The following is a 20333-nucleotide window of genomic DNA, read 5'->3' as shown; positions in this document are numbered from 1 at the left end:
ATGAAAAAAAACCTACTTTCATGTCATTGTTTATAAGAATGCTTAGTTTAAGTACATATAATATTAAATTAGTGGAAACTATAGAGTTGCCTATCTTTTGTTAATCCACCACGTTGCCGTTCAGGATTGGGGTTTTTGGGTATCATAAACAAATAAGAACATTTTCTGCATCATAGTCCAACTATCCACAATAGTTCTGATTGTATAAATGCATAACATTTAATTAAAGGAGGTATTCAAGTGCGGAATATCTTTACGATTTTCAAACGGGATGTGCGAAACATTTCTACAAACTGGGTCGCTGCTGTGTTAATTGGTGGCTTAATTTTATTGCCCTCTTTATACGCATGGCTCAACATCTACGCATCTTCAGATCCGTATGGCAGGACTGATAAATTGCCTGTAGCTGTCGTCAATGAAGATAAAGGAGCCAATGTGCAAGATAAGCATATCGATACCGGCGCAGAAATAGTGGCAACACTGAAGGAAAATCCATCGATGGAGTGGCACTTCGTATCTCGGAAAGAAGCGCTGGAAGGTGTCGAGTACGGGGATTACTATGCGGTGATGGTGTTGCCAAAAGATTTGTCAGAACAACTCGCTTCAGTCGTTTCCGGAAACCCTGAAAAAGCGGAAATCGATTACTATGTGAACGAGAAGCTGAACTCGATAGCACCCAAAATAACGGAAAAAGGTGCATCAGTCATTGTCGAGAAAGTCAGTAGTCAGTTCATTTCAACAGTGAACGGGGTTATCTTTGATATGCTCAATTCGCTCGGTCTCGAATTAGAGCAAGGTTTGCCAGACGTCAAGAAATTCGAAAACTATATTTTTGAAGCTGAAAAAAGTTTACCTGAAATTTACAACCTTCTAAATCGAGGATTAGCCGATGCAACAGACGCTCAGACTATTATTCACGAAGCACAAAATAAACTTCCTGAAGCAAAAAAAGTTTCACAAGATGGACTTGATCAAATTAATCGAACTGTTGCCTATTTAACCGAAGCCGAACAGAAGTTGGATGAAATGTCTCCAAAAATTAACGCCGACTTAAAAAAAGTCAGTGACATTTCAATTGAGGCGAATGACTTTTTGAAACAGCTACAAGGAATTCAGTTGAATTTCACAGAACTTGATAATACGAAAAAATTACTAGATGATCAGATGACAGCGAGTATTGAACGGGTGGACAGCGTTAAGCAGGACCTCGTTCGATTGCAGGAATTAGCGCAGCAACTGCAGAAACCAAATGAAAATCCTTCACCGGGTACAGACGAAGAATCAGTTGGCGACCCACAACCGATTCCGTCGCCCAATTTGTCAGGCGAGTTGAATGATGCGATTACAAAAACAGATGATCTGATAAATTTGTTACAAGAAGCACAAGCAAATGCCCGCACAGTAAACAGCGTTGTCACTGGTAAAGCAGCGGAATTAAACCAGACAGTCGATGACTTACAAAGTATTGCGGGAAATACGTCTGTTGAATTAGATCGCTTCATGAAAGAATATGTGAATACGATTGAACCAACCATAAAAAAAGAAATCGCAACGGCAAAAGGTACGCTCGGACAAGCGAAAGGCCTTCTAACGGAAATTCAATCTACCATTCCAAAAGTGCAAACGATTCTTGGGAACTCAGACAAGGAATTAGCAGAAGGTAAAAGCACAATTCAAAAAGCAGTTGCTGAGTATCCGTTCCTCTCTGAAAAAGTGAATTTGTTAGCTGTTAAAATTCGCGCCATTCAAGGTAAAACCGATATAAACGAAATCATTCAATTGCTCCAGAACGATCCTAACGCCGAAAAAAGTTTCTTTGAAGAGCCGATTCAGTTGAAAGTAAATCGACTATTCTCAATTCAAAACTATGGAACAGGGATGACACCATTTTACACCGTTCTTTCTATATGGGTCGGCTGTCTTCTCCTTATCTCTTTGTTGTCGACCGACTTGCATGATACCGTGTTCACAACACGTCAAGTCTATTTCGGACGTCTCCTGACATTTGGTATGATCGGCTTGCTGCAAACGCTAATCATCTTGGTCGGTGATTTGTTGCTACTAGATGTTCATATCCGGGAACCGGTTTGGTTTATTATCTTCGGGGTGATTATTAGCATGGTTTTCATGTCAATTGTCTACACACTCGTCTCTGTATTTGGTGATGTTGGAAAAGCCCTAGCAATTGTCATGCTTGTCTTGCAAATTGCAGGTTCAGGTGGAACGTATCCAGTTGTACTGCTTCCCAACTTTTTCGGGATAATCCACCCTTTCCTGCCCTTCACATATGCGATTGATGTCATGCGTGAAGCAGTTGGAGGAATCGTTTGGGAACGAGTAGTAAAAGACTTGTTATTCCTAATCTTCTTTTCAATTGCATTCATTATATTCGGTGCATTACTTAAAAAGCGTATTAATAAACGCACTAACCAACTCTTGAAAAAATCGAAAGAAGCTGAGATCTTCCATTAATATGAAAAAGCACTCCAGTTCCGTCCTAATGACGGCTGAAGTGCTTTTTTTATGGAGTCACGCCCAATGCGTTTAATGTTTCGATTGAAGTACAGCCTGTTTCTACTAGTTCTTCTTTTCTCCAGTTAACTAAGTTCATTCTACAGTAGTATTTTCAGCTTGATTATATAAATTAAGCTGAAATGAGATAGAATCTGATTCTTGAGTTACAACAATATCTTGTTGTTCAGCGTTTCCATCTGTATATTTTACAATTACTTCGATTATTATGTCTTCAACTATTACACGATTACCATCTTGAGGAATTGCAAGTGTATATTCTTATTTATCCTGTTCATTATACTTTACTGTGTAGGTATTCCCGATTTCCTTTATACCTTGGTATATATCTGAACCAGGCTCACCAAAAATAATATATACTTTTTCTAATAATAATCGTTCTCTGTCTTCACGCTCTTTAGCTGTAAGTGTAACATCCTCTATAAACTTGCCTTTATTTATCGTATAAGTGATTGAGTCGATATGTTCTCCAGTTATATTTAGCAATACATTTGTGAAAATCAAATTATCTCCACCACTACTTACACTATTTAAAACACCTATTCTATCCTCAGTTGATTATTCAAAACAGCTTTTTCTGATGAATAGCATCGTTGTACTGCGCAGCTGGAAAGTTGTTCTTCTTAAAGATAAGCGCCCTACAAATCAAAAAGAGATAGTGGGTTAATCCTTTACATCTTCCTTGCATATATCACTAACTAGCTGCCATAATGCGTTGTTTTCTTTATTTTTCGCATTAAACCCTAATAAATTTTTCAGAGGTATCTAATTATTATGTCGTTTGTTAACTTCAATCGTAATGAACTCAGGCAAATAGCTGGGAGTACATCCTTTTGCTACTATTACATCTTTGTAAAGACCCGTTTTCTCACCAAGTTTAATACAACGTGCACGATACTTTTCATCATAAACGCCTATCCAGCCTGCGGTGAAATTCATAGCCCATTGAACTTCCGGTTCTTCCTGCGTAATATTAGCTTCTAATGCAGATAGCAAGTCTGTAGTGTTATCAGGCGGTGTTTGTCCAGTCCATCTCAATCGCCCTTGGTAATACCAGAAAGCTCGCCTTTGAAGAGCAGAAGGACTATTTCCCCATGACTTCATCAATGCAATTTTCTTCTTGTCTTTGGTGAGCTGATTAGCCATTAACCAATCCATTAAGTTATTTCTCTCATCAAAAGTGTGAGTCTGCATATCCTTATCAAGCTTATTTAGCAGATCTTGTGAAAGAAGTTTTTTGTCCATAATTAAGATTGCTAATAGTCTTGACAAAAACTCTTCGGTTGACCAAAGTTCCATAGCTAGTTCGTGATCTTTTTTAATGTCCTTCGCAATTTTTCGTAAGTCGCCTAGCTTAGTTTTACTATTGATCTGAAGTAGAATATTTTCTGCTTTTAAAGAGCGTTTTATTTCTGTATCTTTTTTTTCATCCATTTTATACAACTCCTTTATTAAAGCACTGTTTCATAATATGGCCTTGCCGGGATATATCAAGAACTTAATTTCGTTATAAGTCTCATTGCAGTGGTGAGCTGGATAGGTTACCTTTTTTAATATTGTAGGCAAATTCGCATTTATGTTCCTCTATCAATAAGATGCTATTTATTTTTTATCCTAAATATCCAGTTTTGAATTTTCGGCCTTTAATAATCTTACCTTTTAGAAAGAATCCAATTAGTGTCAAGATAAAGCCAAAAGCTAAAATAAATATTTCCCTGCCATAAAGTCTAATTCCTTCTTCATTTTGAATAAATAATGAGACTATCATTATAGAGATACCTGTTTCCCACTAGTAGTATATTTTCTAATCTGTAATTATCCATTTAATAATACTATTTACTTTTAACCTCTTTTATATATTCCCAGGTTTCGCCGTTATCATTTGATTGATAATACCCACTACTATTACCATTATAATCTCCATCTGATCCTTGCCCTACTAACATACTAAAAACCCCATCTTTCTCATAGGGTAAACCTGGAAAATCAAAAGGATTTATAGATTGTCCACTATCTAACTCCATTTCCTGAATGGTATAACTCACCTCTTCGAAGGATATCCCTCCATCATCTGTACGATATAACACTCCTTCAGTACCAGAAGGTCTTGCCGCCCTTAAAAATCCAATTTTATCATTAATAAAAGTTATTCCCGCTGCACTACCAACTGTTCCATTGAATGGATTTTGATTTATAACTCCCCAAGTTTTACCCCCATCAATTGTCTTGCTGAGTGTATAAAAAGTACTTCCTAATGCTTTATCCGTAACATTTAATATATAACCAACTTCTTTTGAAAGATAAAACTGTTCATTGGTATTAGAAATCTCTTGCCGATCTCCTTCATAACTATCATGATTTTGAGTTGTACTTGACTTACTCCAATTTGGGTCACCTAATAAATTATATCTAGCGGGTATTATCTCTTTCTCCATTCCAGGAACAAATATAGATACCGTATATCCAATTATTTCAGAAGTTACTTTTTCAGGAGTCTGCTCCATACCGTCCTCATTAACATTAATAATCCCTTCTGTATTGTAGCCCCAATTTCTTTTCCCGTAATAAACTAATCCATACTTACGTTTATTCCACTTACTAACTGTATGCATAACTGGAATAGCCTTAACCGTTTTAATTAAAGGTTCCACTAGTTTATCCTCATCATAATCAGCATTTATATGTCCATTTAATATTAAAGTAATATTTGCCGACTTATTTTCATCATAAGTTATTAAGTAACTTTCATCCTTCCCATCAGCATTTTCCCCATAAATAAATGTATCAAAAGATATGATGGTTCCATCCGAATTAAACTCAAGATAAAAATCATTTGCCATATATAATTTCTTTGGCAAAGCATATTCTTTATTTATATCTTTAAAAACCCCTTCTACTCCATCTACATATATATTGTGGTGTTCAAATTCAACTGAAGCTTCATTTTTTAATCTTTCTATAAACCAAGCGAGCTCTCCTCCATAATTTATTGCACTTTTATAAATCTTAATTCCATAAAACAATGTTATTATAAGGATAGTTACAATAGAAATATATTTCAATGCCTTTAAATTTATTAATTTCTTGGGATCAAGTTCTTTATTTTTCATCATTTTTATTGTAGTAAATGTAATTATAGAAATTAAAAAAACTATAGATAATAGTAAAATAAAAATATTATTATTTATTCTTCCATACTTGCTAAGTGATGCCAATTCATAACAAAAAATCCAATACCCAATTATTAATAGTGGATTTGTTAATAATGATATAAATATCCTTTTCAGATTCCCCCTAAATATGTAAACCACTCCTAATTCAATTTTGTGATTGCTTTTATTATTTTGAGTATGATTCATTTTACAAAGTGCTTGTATATTAGCCCATTCGATGGAAACAGGCACAATCCTTATTGAATAATCGCCCCCGATTCTTGTACAAAGCTATGCGATTACAGCACACGTTTCTTAATTATCTACACTCGAAGGAATATTTGCTTGTGAGATTATTATGTATTTCTAATGTCCCTTCTCCGCCGTTTTCGTGACATTGTGAACTTAATGCCCTGATTTCCTTTGTATTAAAATAACTAGTACTAGTAATTAAAAGAGAAAAAACTAGCAAAAGCGTTATTCCAATCAATAAAACACCTGTAACATATTTATTTTTGGATAAACTCATTTTCTACACCACCTCTCTTTTTTATATCTATTTCAGAATTTGGCCCGTATAGGCACTAACCTTCTGCCGTTAATGCACCATTTAGTTGAGTTATCCCAATACACCTAACAAAACTAAAAAGAGTGCTCCTCCACCACATATAGATGCAAGAATGGTGTAAATTATAAAATTATGTTTATGTTTTTCGTCTATAATCGCTCGTATTGCAAAAATAGTGAAGTAAATCATAAAAAATCCAAGCAATGAATATATGAAAAGCATTTCAATTTTCCCCTTCCAATACGACTTTTTTCTCTCATCTTTTTAATAATTTGGCCCGTTTGAGGCACTAACCTTCTGCCGTTAAAGCCCCCGAATGTCGGGTAAGCGTTCAAGGCATTTTCTCAATCAACTTTACTTTTCATACTTTTTATTTAACTCATCCTTTATATACGATGCCATTTCAATTGGAATTTCAATAACATCTTGAATTAACACTTTCCCCTCTTCAGACGTAACAGGCGTTAAGTGTACAAGCAGCGTTTTAACATTATCAAAAGTGACTAAAGTAAAACTGTCTATTTCTGCACTATTAGTTGCAGTGCTTCTCACAGTTTCATACATCTCATTTATACTATCTTCATCGTATCCTTCTTGTACTAAGGATTGAAACTGTGCGTAATTACCTTGAACTGCATATTGTGTCATTAAAGAAGAAGTATTTAAAGGACTATACGGCTCCCAAGCCTTATTATCATCACTACATCCAGTTAGGAATATTGTAAGAAACAGCAAAAAAACCACATATGATTTATACATATATACACTCCTCGTATTATTCAACAATCCTGATCTTCAATTCTCCCCACAAATTCGATAGTAATTAAACATTCTAAAGGCCCTGTAACTGAAAAGGGGAAAATTCTTCTTTAAGATTTGCCCCCATTTGTTGAACAATCATTTAGTATCATATTAACCAATTAAGGTACGTGTTAAAGATATTTATCTCATTTTGATAGAAACTGGCTCGAGTAGAAAAAGATTAGGATCTTCATCAAATTCCACAACCTTAGCAGTGATACGAATATTATTACCTGCTCCAAAAGGGTCAGGAATATTATCGCCTGTAAGATGTAAACCAGAATAATTAACATTTCTAAATTGGAATTCAGGTCCCGAGAAAGTAGTTGTACTGAATTCACCAGCAAAAATCAAATAATTAAATCTTGTTTTATAATCCCTGTATGGACTCACATAAGCGGTATTCCCATCAAACTCAATAGTTCTTCCAACATACTTCTCAGCAAATTCTTTAAAAAGAGGACTAGTCTCATCTTTTGTGCTAAGTATTGTTGCCAATTCTTTGTTGTTTTCTACTGTTAGGATTTCTTCATCTGGTTTTTTCGCATTTGAATTATCCTTATCCTCAGATTCTGTTACACTCTCAGATTCTACAGCACTCTCAGTATCTTCTTTTTTGAATGTATGATACTTAATAACGACTTCTGTATCCACAGGTATCCATTCATCTGGAGAATAATCTACATCGCCGCCAACAGATACTTCTTCAACCTCTCCATCTGCTGTTATCCACCCTGTAATTAAATCCTCGTTTTTTTCTGTTTTGACGTTCGTGAAACCTTTGTCTTCAAAATCATTAATAACATCTTTGTAATCGCTACCACTTTGAACACTTGACCCTGACGGCGTTTTTGCTTCACCCTCATGATTATCCGATTCTCCGCCACATCCTGTTAATGCAATAACAAAAACACAAGCTATAAGAACACTAACCATTTTCTTCATTTTTGATTGTCCTCCAATTATCATATTCTTCATTTTTGATTGTTCTCCAATTATCATATTTATCGCCCATTTAAGATAGTATTAATTAACCATTATTTCAGAACAATGATGAATTTACATCAAAATAAAGCTATAAAATACAAATTCAATTACCAAACTAATAAAGTGGACAGTTTGCTTAACACCAATTATTACAAACCTATACAATTCAGGTAATCTTCTTTATTCCGGATAATGGACCAATTGTTGAAGACTCTTTATATTCAATACACTTATTGTCTTGTAGCGGATGATGGCCGACTCCAGAGGGCTTAACGTGAGCCCACTAATAACTCCCTTTACATAGCGGAACCTAGTTGATTGAAGTGGGAGACGGCGACTTCTGCGAGAAAAGCATGAGCTGAAAGCATATATCTGCAACGGAAACAACGTCGTTCGAATTCCACAGGCACCTATTTCTTAAAAATGATTCATGAGAAAAAATATTTTTAAAAGTAGACTTTGAAAGCCCCACTACTCAATCAACATACAATATTTTTCAATAATCGCATCTGTCAATATCCCTTCTTTATAAAAGCGATTGACATGAACACACAGCATCATTTCATTATCTTCATTCATTTCCATTTCCCACAATAAGCGATTGATAATGTCCGCAAACTCATTAGGATCAGCATACATTGTATTCCATGCACGAACTTGTAACTCTAAATCTTCACTTAATGCAGCAGCTTCAATGTCTTCTTTTGGAACAGGTTCATTAAAATGTGCGTATGGATTTTCATATACATCTGTATAAATAAAATTAATCGGATTGTATTCGCTTAACTTATATGAAAATCGTTCATTTTCTACCGTAACAACCATTTCATTCGGTCCAATTTCAATCGTTCCATTCTCAATTATAATCTCTTCTGATAACGATTGAATCCTGCATTTCACATGCGGTGTAATGAACCAATAACGATAATCTAAATCTAATGCTGCAATATATTCCGTAATTGACGTCTCTTCAGTTTTCGCTTCATCTCTTAACCTCGTATATTCTTTTGGACGGTAAAAATACTGAGCGTCAATACCCCTCGTTGTAATTGTCCACTCGGTTTCAGGACATTCAAACAATACACGAAACGCAAATCCGTCATCAATTTTCTGCAACTCGTCATATATAAGCCACTGGCCCACCTGGATTGGTAAATCAGTTTCCTCAGTTGTAACGCCTTTAAAAATGAGGTGAATAAGCGACATTTGAGAAAAACCACCATCGGTATTAACGTAAAGGTGCAGCGAATCCCCGTCTCTCTCCATTCTCTCAATCGTTGAATCATGGAAACTTTCTTGAAAAACGTCCTGAACAGCAGTTGATAAAAAAGGAATAGCTTGTTTTTTACATTCATATGCAGCATCTAAGATTAATTCAAATTTCTTATCTGCCTCCCGCATCCATTGCAAGTAATCTTCTCGTACTGTTTTAGGCAGTGACGGCTGATTTAATGTACCATTTTCTAGATACGGGATGAAACGATGAGGTAATACGTGGCGTAATTCACCCTTAACTGCATCAAGCTCCACTTTCAAACTTTCAAAAAGATCTTCCCCATCTTCCTGCGCTTCTCTTATTGCCATCTCCCATTCGTCGTCCGTTTCATGAATAGGAAGAAGATTATTTGTTAAAAATTGTTCTTTTGCTTCATTTGATACATTCCACATTAAATCACCATTTCCTATTTTCAGTCTCTTTACTTTCATAATTATCGATAATGTATCCTGTTTTTAAAATAAAAAAAGAGCGTTATTCTAAGTAACACAAACTTTGTATCTATCTTGAATGGATTTTTTTGTAATAACTTTAAATTCTTCTATCTCAGCAAGTCTAAAAGCTAAAGAATAAGCTATTTTATAATCCGGTGTGTCATAACCATCATACAATCTTGCATAAATTTCATTTGCCATCGAATCGGCCCATACATCTGCTTCGTATAAGCTATCGAATATAATGTTTTCTCTTTTCCATCTCAGTGTCATATTTTAACCTCCTACTTGGAAAATTGAAGTTCTGTTTGTGTTTTTGCTATTCGCTCAATAAAAAATCACTTTTTCCAACGACAGACGGATTTTCAAAAATTGGTGTGAAAAACAGAAATTAATCTCAATCATACTATATTTCTGCAGTTTGAAAAAACCTTGAAGTTGTCACAAGAGTTTACAACACAATCGTACCCAATTCTCTAATTAAACTCTATATTTCTTCTGGATAAATATAAAAATCCACTCCTATCGTTGTATCTGTCAGATAACAGAATTCAATGATTTCCTTATTAAAACTCATCTGAGGCTTTTCTCCACCATAAATACTGGGTACAATAATAATGAAAAATGTCACGTCGAATTGTTCTTTTATTTTCCTGAGGATTGGTATTTTGTATTTCAAGTTGCGAATCGTTTCTAAGCATTGTGCTTCAATGTCTAACCTGGCTACATCGGATTCTTCAGCACTCCAATTAGAAAACAAGTAGGTTGACCCATCTTTTCTCTTATCACCATAGGACCAACTGTTAGATGGTTGTATATCCAATATTTTTGTTATCTCAGTTGAATTAAAAATCCCTTTTTTTGTTGCTAAACCTCTTTTACCATTAATATTGTTGCTTTGTATAGAGAAGTAAGTATAGCTATTCGTTTTCTCCATTTTTTCACCTCTTGTATTTTTGATTACACAAAATCAATTACTTTAAATTGGCCCGATTAAAGCATAGATCAATTTATTTATTACACTTATTAGCTTAATAACTTTGTCTTTATATTAATTAAGGTCAGTTCTAAATACGCTCACCTTTTTCCTAATAAAACTGATAATCCAATAAAAATATACGGATATGATAAAAGCGTTAACTCAAGAAAACTAAACCCAAATAGCGAAGAATTTTCATCTACATAAGTACCACTCCCGAACATATATTTAGCGATAGACAAAATAATAAATAGTAGTCCAATGACATTAAATTTAAACTTGTAGATTGGAACATAAACTCCCGTAATATCACACCTCTTTAATAACATATCATTTTCAACAAAATGGCTCTATAACTGGAAAAGGTACAATTCTTCTTCAAGAATTGTACCTTTTCTAAATATCAACACAAAAGTTTATCAAAGTATTTGAAATAAATATTGTGCACTGTATATCAGAATCAAAATTATCAATAGATGCGTAAATGTGACTTTATGTTGATTGGAACTTTTAAGGTATTTCCATTCTAAAATAAATTGAAAACCAAAGTACACAATAAAATAAATGAGAATAAACCATTTTATAACAGGTGGGTCTGTTACTTCACCCAAAAAAAGAGCACATAAAAAAACGAATGTAATAATGCCTCTACCCCATCGATCGATTCTTTTACCCGGAGTTTCTGAAATATTCTTTTTTTCTACACCAAATAATTTATTTAAGAGAATTCCTGATAGAAAAATTAAAATTATTGGTACTATAAAAAGCCCGAAAAATTTCACGATATCACTCCTGATTTCATAACCTAATTTACTAGATAGAACTTTGGCCTAATTTTAGTACAATCCTTACGCAACAACTGCATGCTTTGGTGAAAAATCATTTGATTGTTAAAGTGAAATCTTTCCTATTTCTATTCCATTCTACTTTTATCACTAACTCTTCTTTTACACTTGTAGATGGACTATTAGAAACTGGTAATTTTTTTTGATATATACCTTCATTGTTTAAAGAAGCACCACTCTAACTAAAATTTATTAATTCGCTATTCTTTGTTTCAACTTTATAACTAAAACTCCCAATATTCAGTGTGCTATATTCTTTGTAATCAATTTAAATGTGATATGTTTCGTCCCCGTTACTATGATTGACAGTTACTTCAATCTACCTCTATTAGCATCTTTATTGAATTGGCTTGGCTTGTTTCAGCCCCAATGCGCCTTCAAAAATTGCACACGATTACAGATAAAGCATTCGAATCCAATTAACCTTCGATGCTTACTAGTTCTGCTTTTACAATATGATACTTGCTCAATACAACATTTTTTCCGTTGCCATCTTCCACAGCAATCATAGTTGCTGCAATACCGGAAAAGTTCCATTCAAGTGAACCTTTAATTCGAATGTTTTCGAGTAGTTCACCATTTGTTAATGTAACATGGTACAAATGAACCTTTTTATTCAAAATACATATACCTCCTTTTTTATTACCTATAATTTTAGATTTGTTTTTTTATCTTTGTATATACTACAACTTTATATTCAAGTCTTGTTTTATTCACTTTATTACCTTGTTCTCCAAAATAGAAAGTAAGAAGTTTTTTCGCTTCTTCTAAAGTATTAAAAACAAATTCTGTATCTATTATCTCGTATTTAAACCCCCGCTCTATCCACTTAGATACAGAGCTTGAAATATCATTTGGTGAAAAGCTACAAAACTCATCGTTACCGTAATTATCCACTATGATAATATGTCCTTCGTCTTTGACAATTCTTTCAATTTCATCTAATCCCTCATCAATGTCTGAAATTCCATCAAAAAAGAATGCCCAAGTAGAATACATCGCATCAAAGGTATTTGAATGAAATGGTATTGACTGAGCAACACCGTTAGACCAAGTCAAATTTTTACTTAGATCAATCATCTTTTCATCTGGTTCCATAGGAATGACGATACGATCTTCGCGTATTAACTTTTCCGCAGTATATCCATTTCCTGCCCCAACATCTAAAACAATACCATTAGGTAAGAACGAATCTAAAAACTGAATAACCTATCCATACATCTTCTTTCAATTTCAAATAAATCAGGTTTTATCCCACCATAAAAGGGAATTATTTTTTCCGTTTTATCATTTTTCATTGTTAGCCTCCTAATATTTAATTGTTTTCGGAAGGCTAAATTCCATAGTTTCTCCACTATCTTATACCTCCTTTAAATTTTTGGTGTGAAATATTTTTGCTTCGACATTATTTGTATATTGAGAATTACCTTGATAGCTTTTTAAGTATAATTATCTTCTAGTGTAGCATAAATTTTCTGAATTATAAGACACTCCTACAATTTTAGTTACGTTTTTTCTACACATTTTGGCACTGTTACTAAACAGGGTGCAAATTCTTCTGCAAGAATTGCACCCATTTGCTGAATATTATTCCTAGTTAAATTAATATTAAAAGAACAATCGTTGCCTGTGCACGCATAACTTCGACACTATTCAGAATTACATCAGAGTTGTGTTCTCCACAGGCAATAGTCACTTAAAAGATTTAAATCGTCAAGTGAAAAATATACTACGAGATCAATAATTGAGCTGTCAAACTACTTTTACTCGCCTGATAAATAAAGAACAAACAAAAGCAAGAATTGATATGATTGTTGCAAATATAAATGCATGCTGTACGCCTGAAATGATTGCTTCTGCTTGATGATCTGAAGTAATAAGATCACTTATATTACTTAAGAATTTAGTTTGCGTCATATTTAATATACTAATACCAATGGCTGTACCAATTGCTCCAGATGTTTGGATCATTGAATTAACAATCGCTGTGCCATCAGGATACCGGTCTAGCTGTAACGCGTTAATTCCGTTTGTCTGAGACGGTGTCGTAACCATTGACATACTCATCATTAATAACATAAAGAAGAATATGATTAAATAAAAGCTAGTCGTTGATGAAATTGTTGCAAAAAATAGCACAGCAATCGTACTCATAGCAAATCCAACTATAACCAATCCTCTTGGTCCATATCTATCAAAAATACGTCCACTGACCATAGACGAAATACCATTTAAAATACCGCCTGGCAACAGTAATAGACCAGCTTTTGAAGCAGATATCCCAAGCCCTGCCTGCATAAACAAAGGTAATAAAATATTAGAAGAAAATATAATTAGATTTGCAAACAAAGTTAATATAATCCCTAACATAAACATCGGATGCTTAAACACTTCCAAATGAAGCATAGGTTCCTTAATAGATAATTGACGAAAAATATAAATTATGAGAGCAAGTATTCCAACTATAAAAGCAACAAGAACAATTGGACTTGACCAACCTTCACCAGCATAGCTAAATCCAAATACAATACCGCCAAAACCAAGTGTAGAGAGAATGATTGATAAGACATCGATCTTTTTCTTCTGGACGGTGGTTAAATTCGGTAAAAAAAGAATCCCAAATATAAGAGCAAAAATAAGGATAGGTGCGATAATCCAAAAGATCATATGCCAATCGAGATAATCAATAATAACACCGGCTGAAATCGGGCCAATAGCTGGTGCAAACATCATCACAAGACCAACTAAACCCATTGCAGTTCCTCTTTTCCAAGGAGGAAATAGGATCAGAACCGTGTGGAATAATAAAGGAATTAATAACCCAGTTCCTATCGCTTGAATAATTCGTCCACTTAATAAAACGATGAAACTCGGAGATACTGCAGCAATCAGTACACCCACAATAGAAAAAATTAGACTCGTAATGAATAGATTCCTTGTTGGAAATTTTTTAATAAGTAATCCGGAAACTGGAATTATAATACCGAGCACGAGTAAATATCCCGTAGTTAACCACTGTGCTGTTGACGGAGAAATAGAAAATTCTTTGATTAGGTCATGCATCGCCATATTTAATGCCGTTTCACTAAATAAACCAATAAACCCACTAACAAGCAGGGCAATCATAATTGGTGCGACTTTCAACTCATTATTTTTTATTTTTTCTTGTATTAAATCTGCCACTAATTGACCTTCTTCCATTCCTGTTACTGATCGTAAAAAGCGAAATAACACCCAGCGACTGTCATCGCTAGATATTATTTCATATGTATTTTTTACTTACACTCAGAATATTTTTATATCCTATTTTATATGCAATCGTTGCTCTATAATAGGGTTGCCTCTTAAGATAAAGTATTACCAATTTTTTCCATCGAATAGAATTCCGTATTAAATACGACTGCAAAATCTATTTCTAACGTTGATCGTTCATTCCGTTCCATTGAAAACCCGGTGACTACCAATGCAGTCTCAGAAATAGGGAGATACGTCTTCACCATTAAAACGAACTTGTTGAACTTCAAGACTACCACCTTCAAATTCGTTCGCATTTGGCCAAACGTTGAAGTAGAGTTCCTCTAATGAATCCATGATATTATTTTCGAATATCACTTGCATATGGGCCTTTACTTGATGGCTCTCTACCTCGTATTCACCTTCAATTACATAATCAGGAGAAGTAGGACCATAATTAATAGAATCAGTAGATAATTCTCCAACCGAATAAGTTTCTTTATTAGATGGTTGTCCGGCCGAGTTCTATACACAGCCTGTTAGAACAAAAATAAGACTAAGTACAAGGATTACTAGTTTAATCATCAGTTTGGACACCCCTGTATCAAGAAGTTGGTCTATTTCTCGTAGCATGTCACTTCCAAAAAAGCACAATACCGATGGATCATTCATTCTAGTAAGCAGGCATTTAACTATGAAATTTCTAACAAACTTATTTTACTTATTTTATTCCTTTATTTTCACCTTTTCCTTTTACCAATAGGTTCGCTTGGTTTTGGGGCCGGATTGTAATTTTCCACATATAAACCTGAATACGTTTGGTACCAATTAAAAAGATGCTCAAAAATTACTTTTAACACCGCATACGCCGGGATCCCTAAAATCACTCCAGGTATACCAAATAATTTCCCTGCCGTCAGTAACACGACAATAATTGTTACTGGATGTATTTTTAAATTACTACCTAAAATTAATGGTTGAATTAATCGACCTTCAAGTAATTGTTCAATCGCAAATACAATAATTACTTTAACGAGCATTGCCGGTGAAGCAACCAATGCGATGATTAAAATTGGTATTATCGCCAAAAACGAACCCAAGTATGGGACTAAATTCAGTACGCCAGCCAATATTGCTAAAAGAACTGCGTATTCAAGACCAATTATTGCAAAACCAATCCAGAACATTAATCCGACAAAAAAAGCTACCAATAATTGGCCGCGGATATACTGACTAATTTGCGTATTGATTTCTTTCAATAAATTATATGTAACTAAACGCATCTTCGTCGGAATGAATTTCATTGCATGATACGGTAAATTGCGTCCATCTTTTAATAAAAAGAATAAAAGAATGGGCATTGTAACAAGTGCGATGACAACATTAGTAACGGTTCCTACTACACTGCCAATGCCAGAAAAAGTTGAATTCACGACGCTGTTCGCTTGCTCTGAAATTGATTTTAAAATACTTTGATTGATATCGGCCAATTGAACTTGTAATTGGGAAAATATATCATTTCTCAAGAAATTATCAAATTGAGTAATTACTTTGTTCCAATAAGTAGGCCAGTTTTCAATCAGACTCAATGTCTGCTCACGTATAATTGGAATAAGAATGATTATTCCCCACACAACTAATCCAATAATAACTACAAAAACGATTCCTATCCCCGCAACACGAGGTATTTTCTTTCTTTCCATCCAATCTATCAAAGGATTTACTAAATAAAATAAAATACCGGCCATTAAAACTGGTAATCCAATTACACTAAAAAATTCTTTAATTGGGTTAAATATATAAGTGATTTTCGAAAAAACTAGAAAATTCAATAAAATTAATAATGAAATCAATAAAATGGTCACAACTTTATTATTTAAAAACCATTTCCAGAACCAAGTAGCAATATTTTTTATATTTACTTTTTCCTGCTCCATATTCTGTACCCCGTTCCTATTTTATTGACTATCAATCAAAAACTAAAAGGGTATTTGAATGATTGTCCTTACTTTTCTAGCATACAGCTGTTTTATGGGTTTCACAACATTCAGAAATAAAGAACGGTCCTTACTGGCAAGCAAAGAATCAACAAGAAAATCATCCTATTTCTCCCTTTCCTCAATTAGATAATGAATAAATTCTATTAATGTATACCCAAAATAGTCACCTTTTTAAAGTCACTTTGAGCATGTACTTTTGGCATTTTATAAAAGACTAAATTGTTCAACTTCTTTTGGTGGCTTAGCGAATTTCTTCTATGTATAATAAAATATAACGCTACGAGGAGTGATAAAATGTGTACAACAATCGGTTTTTCATATTCAGAAGGGATCGTTTTCGGAAGAACCTTAGAAGTCGGCGTAAAATTGGACAATCATATTGTCTATGTACCAAAACATGCTGCGGGATTTATAAAAGATAAAGAAACCGCATACCCAACGAAGTATGCAGTTATCGGATCCGGCTTTTTTAAACAACCTTCCTTTGGTGATGGCATTAACGAGATGGGACTAATGGGTTCGAATAATCTGCTTCCAGGATACGCTTCCTTTTCAAAAAGTAATATAGAAGGAAAAGTTAACCTGACTACTTCCAACGCATTTTGTTATTTGCTAAGTAGATGCAAAAATGTAGAAGAAGTGCGTACAGAAGCGGAGAGTCTTGTTGTAATAGAACGCGGGGAAACGGAAGATGATGTTTCAACTAGCATGCATTTCTTCTTTATGGATGCCGACGGTAAAGGAATTGTCTTAGAACCAAAAGACGGTAAACTACTTGCCTATGACAACCCTTATGGTGTGTTAACGAATGCTCCAGAATTTCCATGGCATGTAACCAACCTGAAAAATTATATCCACCTCCAACCAGAAAACGTGCAACAAAGAATATTTAATGGCATATCGCTCTCTAAATTTGGAGAAGGTAGCGGAATGGTTGGATTACCTGGCGACTTTACGCCTCCCTCACGTTTTGTTAGAGCCGCTTCCTTCGTGTCAAACACACCAAAAAATCTTGACCGACAATCTGCAATCTTACAAGGTTTTCGTATTTTAGGTCAATCAGATATTCCAACAGGCGCAGTCATTGATGGACAAGAAGGACATACTGATGAAACCTTGTATACCGGGATGATGGATACAAAGGAAAAAGCATACTTCATCAAATATCATGACAATATTAACATCCAATCTTTTTATCTCGACAACTACAAAGATGAAAAAGAAATTGTCTATATCGATATTCAAAAGGGAATGGAACTTTAATTGTTCATTTAAAAGGTGTCTGTGCATCAAGCTCTCATGAATGTTTGGTGCATAGGCAGATATTTTAAAAATCAGATGACAACAGCGCATTCCTTCATCGCAATCGAATACAACTATTCCCCAACCAACAATAAGGAAACATCGCCGACTTCCGCGGACAATTCGACAGTTGGTCCACCTACTCCAATGGCTCCATTATTTATATTCGGCAAATTAATCGTTGTCGTTCCAATACTTGTCGAGCAATTCGTTTGAAGTGCTGGCGGTGGATTCACTACGTTTACGATGATATTCCCAACCTCTGCAATCGCCGTAATATTATTTAGTATTGACTCAAAATTCATCACAATATTCCCTACTTCGGCTTTCGCCTGAATAAATCCTTTCGTTTTATTCACCGTAATATTACCAACTTTTGTCGTCAAATAAAGTTGAGCGACATCAACTGCCCCTACTTCAATATTCGCGACGTTCGCAGTAACTTGTAAAGCTTCAAATTGCTTGTCTGGTAGCTCCACTGAAATGATAAAACCTTGTGAAAGTTTAGCTTTTGTCTTCACCTTAATCTCCACTTGATTTTTTTTCTCTTTAACCTTCAACTTATAATGCTTTGACAAAGTTCCACCTGATTTACTTAATAACTGAACGCGAATCTCTTTGCCTTCATAAGGCGATAGAATAACATCTCCGGTGTTCGTCGCAACACTTACATGTGTAATCCCTTCACTAGAAATCACTTTCTCAAAACTACCAGAGCCCGAACATTTATTAATTAAAAATAAAATCGCTAGCAACACAACAACACCGATAAGGATCTTAGGCATTTGTAAGTCGTTTTTTCTTTTCAAATAAATCCCCCCCATAATCCCACTGCTATATATATCCTATTCATCAAAACCTCCTATAATATCAATTAAAACCATTAAATAAAATAATTGCACTAGTAAATTAATGAAACTTTCCTCTCATTCAAACGTATTAAAACGATAATAATTATTTTCAATAAAGTTTTTATCCAGAATTCAAGCATTTTAAATGGGAAATAGAATGCTGTTTATTTATGTTATAATAGCAATATATTTATAGTCTAATGAGGAGGTATTATGCATGGGGTTATTCGGATTTTTTAAGAGTCAATTTATTGAAGTAATCGAATGGACAGATAGTAGTACAAATACGATGGTGTATCGTTTTCCCGTTCAAGGTAATGAAATAAAAATGGGCGCAGAATTAACCGTTCGAGAATCACAAGTCGCAATCTTCGTAAATGAAGGAGAAATTGCGGATGTCTTTGGACCAGGACGGCATCTTTTATTCACACAAAATATGCCCGTCTTAACGAAGTTGAAGTCTTGGAAGCACGGGTTTAATTCTCCATTTAAAGCAGAAGTTTATTTTATCAATACGAAGCAATTTATTAATCAAAAATGGGGTACGTCAAACCCGATTATGATGAGAGATGCTGAGTTTGGGATGATTCGACTTCGTGGATATGGGATTTATTCGTATAAAGTTTCTGAACCAACTGTTTTCTTAAAAGAACTATTTGGCACAAGCGCTTCATATGATACGAGTAATATCGAAGAGCAATTGAAGAAAATGATTTTGTCTGGCCTCACAGATTTATTAGCAGAATCAAAAATTCCAGCTTTGGATTTAGCGATGCATTATGACGAATTAAGCACACAAGGTAAAGAAAAAATGCAAGAGCGTTTTAGTAAGTTTGGTTTTGAAATCACTTCCCTATATATCGAAAACTTATCATTACCTAAAGAAGTCGAAGAAGCGATGGATAAAAGAACGTCGATGGGTGTACTTGGAAATATGGGTCAATACCAGCAATACCAGGCGGCAGAAGCATTACGTGATGCCGCACAAAATGAGTCAGGCGGTATGGCAGGTGCTGGAATCGGACTCGGTGCTGGTGCGGCACTAGGCGGTGTGATGGCGAATTCATTTACAGCCAATCAACAACAAGCAAATACTGCTGCCCCACTACACAGTCAATCAGATCAAATCAATTGTCCGCATTGTAATGAACTCAATTCAGCCAATGCAAAGTTTTGTAGAGAATGTGGGAAATCAGTTCAGTCGAAAAAAGTTCCTTGCATTAACTGCCAAGCAGAGATTAAGGAAGATGCGAAGTTTTGCGGTGAATGTGGCGCGCAACAAGTAAAAGAAAAAGTTTGCCCTAAATGCGACAAGAAAAACGCGCCTAACGCAAAGTTTTGTGGAGACTGCGGAGAAAGTCTATAGCATATA

20 protein-coding genes are annotated in these 20333 nt (G+C 34.6%); 3 read left to right on the top strand and 17 right to left on the bottom strand.

All coding sequences use genetic code 11. The features are described from left to right. Nucleotides 1–240 precede the first annotated feature (240 nt). Nucleotides 241–2472, top strand: coding sequence for a YhgE/Pip domain-containing protein (locus tag AC3RV6_RS08215; protein WP_489748959.1), 2232 nt, complete (start codon nucleotides 241–243; stop codon nucleotides 2470–2472). Nucleotides 2473–2793: 321 nt separating this feature from the next. On the opposite strand, the gene AC3RV6_RS08210 is transcribed toward AC3RV6_RS08215, so the two are convergent. The 16 genes from AC3RV6_RS08210 to AC3RV6_RS08135 all read right to left on the bottom strand — a co-directional run bounded on the left by AC3RV6_RS08210 (nucleotide 2794) and on the right by AC3RV6_RS08135 (nucleotide 16745). Further along, nucleotides 2794–3036 (bottom strand): hypothetical protein, encoded by a 243-nt coding sequence (locus tag AC3RV6_RS08210; protein ID WP_489748958.1) that lies wholly within the window; start codon nucleotides 3034–3036, stop codon nucleotides 2794–2796. A gap of 261 nt (nucleotides 3037–3297) precedes the next feature. After that, complete coding sequence (locus AC3RV6_RS08205; protein ID WP_489748957.1) at nucleotides 3298–3966, bottom strand: DNA alkylation repair protein; 669 nt, start codon at nucleotides 3964–3966, stop codon at nucleotides 3298–3300. A 175-nt stretch (nucleotides 3967–4141) separates the two neighbouring features. Continuing rightward, nucleotides 4142–4300 carry a hypothetical protein gene (locus AC3RV6_RS08200; protein ID WP_489748956.1) on the bottom strand — a complete coding sequence of 53 codons (159 nt, stop codon included), beginning with the start codon at nucleotides 4298–4300 and terminating at the stop codon, nucleotides 4142–4144. A gap of 64 nt (nucleotides 4301–4364) precedes the next feature. After that, nucleotides 4365–5891, bottom strand: a complete 1527-nt coding sequence (locus tag AC3RV6_RS08195; RefSeq protein WP_489749219.1) for a WD40/YVTN/BNR-like repeat-containing protein — start codon at nucleotides 5889–5891, stop codon at nucleotides 4365–4367. 715 nt (nucleotides 5892–6606) lie between these two features. Next, nucleotides 6607–7011, bottom strand: a complete 405-nt coding sequence (locus AC3RV6_RS08190) for a hypothetical protein (RefSeq protein ID WP_489748955.1) — start codon at nucleotides 7009–7011, stop codon at nucleotides 6607–6609. A gap of 183 nt (nucleotides 7012–7194) precedes the next feature. Then, a complete protein-coding gene (locus tag AC3RV6_RS08185; RefSeq protein ID WP_489748954.1) occupies nucleotides 7195–8031 on the bottom strand; it encodes a DUF4839 domain-containing protein in 837 nt (278 codons plus the stop codon). 480 nt (nucleotides 8032–8511) lie between these two features. Then, on the bottom strand, nucleotides 8512–9708 hold the full coding sequence (locus AC3RV6_RS08180; protein WP_489748953.1) for a DUF4085 family protein: 1197 nt from the start codon (nucleotides 9706–9708) through the stop codon (nucleotides 8512–8514). Nucleotides 9709–9795: 87 nt separating this feature from the next. Continuing rightward, entirely contained in the window at nucleotides 9796–10017 is a 222-nt protein-coding gene (locus tag AC3RV6_RS08175) for a hypothetical protein (protein WP_489749218.1), read from the bottom strand. Nucleotides 10018–10237: 220 nt separating this feature from the next. After that, on the bottom strand, nucleotides 10238–10687 hold the full coding sequence (locus AC3RV6_RS08170) for a DUF4279 domain-containing protein (RefSeq protein WP_489748952.1): 450 nt from the start codon (nucleotides 10685–10687) through the stop codon (nucleotides 10238–10240). A gap of 461 nt (nucleotides 10688–11148) precedes the next feature. Beyond that, nucleotides 11149–11511, bottom strand: a complete 363-nt coding sequence (locus AC3RV6_RS08165) for a DUF4181 domain-containing protein (RefSeq protein ID WP_489748951.1) — start codon at nucleotides 11509–11511, stop codon at nucleotides 11149–11151. 482 nt (nucleotides 11512–11993) lie between these two features. After that, entirely contained in the window at nucleotides 11994–12194 is a 201-nt protein-coding gene (locus tag AC3RV6_RS08160; protein ID WP_489748950.1) for a hypothetical protein, read from the bottom strand. Between the two features lie 34 nt (nucleotides 12195–12228). Continuing rightward, nucleotides 12229–12747, bottom strand: a complete 519-nt coding sequence (locus AC3RV6_RS08155) for a class I SAM-dependent methyltransferase (protein ID WP_489749217.1) — start codon at nucleotides 12745–12747, stop codon at nucleotides 12229–12231. Between the two features lie 20 nt (nucleotides 12748–12767). After that, complete coding sequence (locus AC3RV6_RS08150; protein ID WP_489748949.1) at nucleotides 12768–12929, bottom strand: hypothetical protein; 162 nt, start codon at nucleotides 12927–12929, stop codon at nucleotides 12768–12770. Nucleotides 12930–13326: 397 nt separating this feature from the next. Beyond that, on the bottom strand, nucleotides 13327–14700 hold the full coding sequence (locus AC3RV6_RS08145) for a DHA2 family efflux MFS transporter permease subunit (protein ID WP_489749216.1): 1374 nt from the start codon (nucleotides 14698–14700) through the stop codon (nucleotides 13327–13329). A 218-nt stretch (nucleotides 14701–14918) separates the two neighbouring features. Continuing rightward, on the bottom strand, nucleotides 14919–15098 hold the full coding sequence (locus AC3RV6_RS08140; protein ID WP_489748948.1) for a hypothetical protein: 180 nt from the start codon (nucleotides 15096–15098) through the stop codon (nucleotides 14919–14921). A gap of 450 nt (nucleotides 15099–15548) precedes the next feature. Next, nucleotides 15549–16745, bottom strand: a complete 1197-nt coding sequence (locus AC3RV6_RS08135) for an AI-2E family transporter (protein WP_489748947.1) — start codon at nucleotides 16743–16745, stop codon at nucleotides 15549–15551. A 357-nt stretch (nucleotides 16746–17102) separates the two neighbouring features. Between AC3RV6_RS08135 and AC3RV6_RS08130 the strand changes: the two genes are divergently transcribed. Next, nucleotides 17103–18071: a linear amide C-N hydrolase gene (locus tag AC3RV6_RS08130; RefSeq protein ID WP_489748946.1), complete on the top strand. Its 969-nt coding sequence runs from the start codon at nucleotides 17103–17105 to the stop codon at nucleotides 18069–18071. A 113-nt stretch (nucleotides 18072–18184) separates the two neighbouring features. Here the strand turns inward: AC3RV6_RS08130 and AC3RV6_RS08125 are convergent, their stop codons facing one another. Beyond that, nucleotides 18185–18919 (bottom strand): DUF4097 family beta strand repeat-containing protein, encoded by a 735-nt coding sequence (locus AC3RV6_RS08125; protein ID WP_489748945.1) that lies wholly within the window; start codon nucleotides 18917–18919, stop codon nucleotides 18185–18187. Nucleotides 18920–19178: 259 nt separating this feature from the next. On the opposite strand from AC3RV6_RS08125, the gene AC3RV6_RS08120 reads away from it, so the two are divergent. Next, nucleotides 19179–20327, top strand: a complete 1149-nt coding sequence (locus AC3RV6_RS08120; protein ID WP_489748944.1) for an SPFH domain-containing protein — start codon at nucleotides 19179–19181, stop codon at nucleotides 20325–20327. The last annotated feature ends 6 nt before the right edge of the window (nucleotides 20328–20333 follow it).

This window comes from Sporosarcina sp. So3-204 (assembly GCF_058068165.1).
The sequence above is the reverse complement of the archived record's forward strand: the minus strand, read 5'-3'. Positions and strand labels throughout refer to the sequence as shown.